2 protein-coding genes and 1 pseudogene are annotated in these 3,611 nt (G+C 75.8%); 1 reads left to right on the forward strand and 2 read right to left on the reverse strand.

The features are described from left to right. Positions 1-491: pseudogene (locus Q1N79_RS29095) on the forward strand (hypothetical protein); the annotation flags it as partial. Between the two features lie 25 nt (positions 492-516). On the opposite strand, the gene Q1N79_RS29100 reads toward Q1N79_RS29095, so the two are convergent. Then, positions 517-1,200 carry a 1-acyl-sn-glycerol-3-phosphate acyltransferase gene (locus Q1N79_RS29100; protein WP_300614302.1) on the reverse strand — a complete coding sequence of 228 codons (684 nt, stop codon included), beginning with the start codon at positions 1,198-1,200 and terminating at the stop codon, positions 517-519. Next, complete coding sequence (locus Q1N79_RS29105) at positions 1,124-3,358, reverse strand: hypothetical protein (RefSeq protein WP_300614304.1); 2,235 nt, start codon at positions 3,356-3,358, stop codon at positions 1,124-1,126. Before Q1N79_RS29105 ends, Q1N79_RS29100 begins: the two co-directional genes overlap by 77 nt. Positions 3,359-3,611: the final 253 nt, after the last annotated feature.

Below are 3,611 nucleotides of genomic sequence, written 5' to 3' on the forward strand. Positions count from 1 at the left end.
GCAGGCGCGCGCAATCCGCGCGGCTGCCGCGGTCGCCGCGGGCGGGGCCGGGCGGCAGCCACGCCAGGCGGTCCCGCGCCGCGCGGCAGCAGCACTCGGCCGGCCAGCACGGCACCCGCGCCCTGGGTCAGCCGCGCGCGCCTGGCGCCGCGGGCACCACGGCAGGGCGCGCCGTGCGCGTCGTACCTGGGTCGGCCGGCTCGCTCGGGCCGGCCGCGCGCCCGCACACCAGGCGGGTGACGACAGGAGGGCCCCCGTGGGGGCCCGCCAGCCCGCCGGCGCAGGCGAGCGCGCGGCCGGCCGCCGGCGCTCGGCCGCGCGCAGGCGAGCACGGGGCGCTGGCCCCCTGGGAGCAGGCGCCGGCCGAGTTCGCCGCCGCGCCGGTCGTCGCGGACCTGCCCGACTGGGCGACGAGCACCGGCCCGATGTACGTGTGGAACCCGGCCGCCTCCACCGGGCCGCAGCCTGTCATCGAGTGGGAGGAAAATTAGCAGTCAGAACGGTCCGGGCCGCTGCCTAGGCTTTGCCCGCCGCGAGCTTGGACTTGACGTCGGACGCGTACAAGTGCACGTACTCCTGGCCGGACAGCTGCCTGATCGCCCGCATCACCTCGTCGGCCACGGCGCGCCGCGCCTTCGCCGGCGGTTCCCCGGCCAGGTGATCGAACGTCAGCGGCTCCCCGATCCTGATCTCGATCCGGGTCGGGTGGGGCAGCGGCGCGCCAGGGGGCAGCATCTTCCTCGTCCCCATCATCGCCACGGGGATCACCGGCGCGCCGGAGTTCAGTGCCAGGTAGCCGATGCCCGACCTGCCCCGGTAGAGCCGGCCGTCCGGCGACCGGGTGCCCTCCGGGTAGAACCCGAACAGCTCGCCCGCCCGGAGCAGGTCCACCGCCGCCTCAAGCGTGGCCTGCGCCGACCGCGCTCCCTCCCGGTCGATCTGAAGCTGGTTGGTCGACCGCAGGTAGGCCGCCCACAGCCGTCCGAGCGGGCCCCTGGCGGTGAAGTACTCGGCCTTGGCGGGGAACACGACCGGCCGGTCGATCATCAGCGGCAGGTACATGGAGTCGATGAACGACAGGTGGTTGGACGCGATGACCGCGGGCCCGGTCGCGGGGATGTGCTCAAGGCCGACGGCCCTCGGCCTTCCGATCGCGTGCAGGAACGGGCCGATCACGAGACGCGAAAGCTGGTACTGCACTCAGGCGTCCTCTGCCTAACCTCGGGGTCTGGCCTGCGACGGAAGACCCGGCGAAGGCGGTACCAACATAGCGCGCCGCACCAACCCGGCCGGAAGCGGACGCCGCCATACAGATCACAAGCGGCAGCGCGAAGGGGAGCGCGGCGGCGGGCACGATCACCCCCGAGTCGTCGGCGAACCAGCCGATGACGAGCACCAGCCAGATCAGCCAGGCGAGGGTCCGCAGCAGCGGCTCGGCGGCGAACGCCCGGTTCAGCGTCCGCAGCCGCAATGCCGCAGGCCGCCACAGCGCCGCCCAGGCCGCGACGGCCGTGACCGGGATCAGCCAGCTGAACACGCTGACCGTGAGCGTGTCCACGTTAGAGCTGACCTTGCGCTCGAGCAGCGCGCCGCCGCGGCCGTGCAGCAGGTTCCCCGCGAACGCCCCGATGTCGGAGATCCCGGCCGCCGGGAAGAAGTAGCTGACCACGGCGAACGCGGCGAACACCAGCAGCCCGCTCACCGCCACGGGCGCCGCCCACCGCCGGCTGACGCCCCTACCCGCGATCGCAAGCACCAGCACGACCAGGCACGGCACGAGCGCGATCGTCGCGCCCACCTTGGCGCCGAATCCGGGCCAGCCGGCCGCCACGACCGCGAACAGCCCGACGGCGGACGCCGCGAGCACGGCGGGCCACCGGCGCGCAGGGAAGCGGCGCGCCGCGAGCAGGCCGAGCCAGGCGGCGCCGGTCAGGGCGCAGGCGCAGTAGACGCCAAGCGCCTCGTTGCCGATCCCGTAGAACCGCCCGCCCTCGATCAGCGAGAGCCCGAACGGCGTCTCGAGCTGCAGCCGGGACCCGGTCATGACGTCGATGCCGAGCACGGCCAGGGTGAACAGGCAGATCGCCCCGTACGGGCCGAGGGCGTCCCGCCGCCACGGCCCCGCCAGGGCCGCGGCCCCGACCGCCAGTGCCCACGCGACCGCGATGCCGTACAACCAGGCCGCCGGGTGGGCGTGCAGCCACCAGGGCACCAGGTTGGCAAGGAACGTGCCGGCGGGAACGGCAGCGGCGAACACCCCGGCCGTCCGCCACCAGCTGGCCCGGCGGCGGGCACGCCCGGGACCGGCGCCCCAGCACAGCAGGGCGGGCACGCCGAGCACGAGGGCGTCCGCGAGCGCGTAGCCGATGAAGAACCAGCCGTGCGTGCTGATCCACACCTGCTCGGCCGTATCCCTGCCCACCAGGGCCCGGATCGCGGCGGCCAGCGGCCCCCTGGGGACGCTGGTCAGCATGGCCCCGCTGATCCCTGGGGGCACGTGGCGGCCGAGCCAGCCGGCGACCGTCGGGGTCAGGTCGGTGATCGTCACGATCCCCGGCTGCCTGGTGGACGCGGAATCGAGCAGGCCGCCGCTGAACCCGGGCCCGCTCACCACGACGGACCGCAGGTGCGGCCCGTCCGCCAGCGCGGCTCCTGGCGCGGCGACCAGCAGCATCGTGTCCGGCGGCAGGCCGGCCACGATCCGGGCGAGGACGTGGTCGGCGGCAGCCGCCGATGCTCGTTCGGGAACCGTGATGGCGCCGAGGTCGATCACGGTCAGCGGGCAGCGGGCCAGCACCGCGGCGGTGATGTCCGATGGGGACGGCAGGTAGGCAGAGACGGCACCTGAGGGGGTCGCCAGGGCGAGCGCGGCGCCCGGGCCGACCGCGGTGGCGCAGCTGGCCAGGCTGGCGAGCAGCCCCCAGTCGGGGTTCTCGTGGAACTGCCGGTTGTACGCCACGATCTGGGCCATGGCGGGGACGCGGGCGCCGCCGCCGGCCGGCCTGACGGCGGGCAGCGCCGGGCAGGGGCGCGGTCCCTGTGCCCGTGCGCCGCCGTTGAGCGTCAGCCAGCCGTCGTCGGGGCAGGCGAGCGGCTGTTCGGCGTAGTCGACGAGCGACCCCACCGAGCCCTCGCCCGCCAGCCGCCACAGCGCCGGCGTGCTCGCGGCGGAGGCGAAGGTCCAGCGCAGCCCCGGTATGCCCACGATCACGACGTGGGCGACCGTGTGCCCGTTGCCGGCGGCCGGCGGCGCAGCCCGGGCGGGCGGCGCGGACAGGCTCAGCAGGGCGGGTGCGAGCAGCGCGGCCAGCGCGAGGCCCGCGCCTGCCCGGCCTGTCCATCGCAGCGCCCTCTTCACCCGGTCAACGGTAGCCGCCTGCGGGGCCCGCCGGCGCGCGACCTTGCGTGCCCGGCCGGCCGAGGGCCGCCCGGTTTCGCCTGGCTGCCCGTTCCGGCGGGTGGCTGCGGCGGGGCATCCTGGCTAGTGAGCCGGTCCCCAGTTGCGGGGTCAGCGTGCAGTCGCCTGCCCCGGCCCCGCGCTGTCCCGGCTGCCCCGGGCACATCGGGCACGTCGGGCGCCCCGGGCGCCCCGGCCGCGCCGCGGTGTCCCC

This window comes from Trebonia sp., from assembly GCF_030042015.1.
Taxonomy (GTDB): Bacteria; Actinomycetota; Actinomycetes; order Streptosporangiales; family Streptosporangiaceae; genus Trebonia.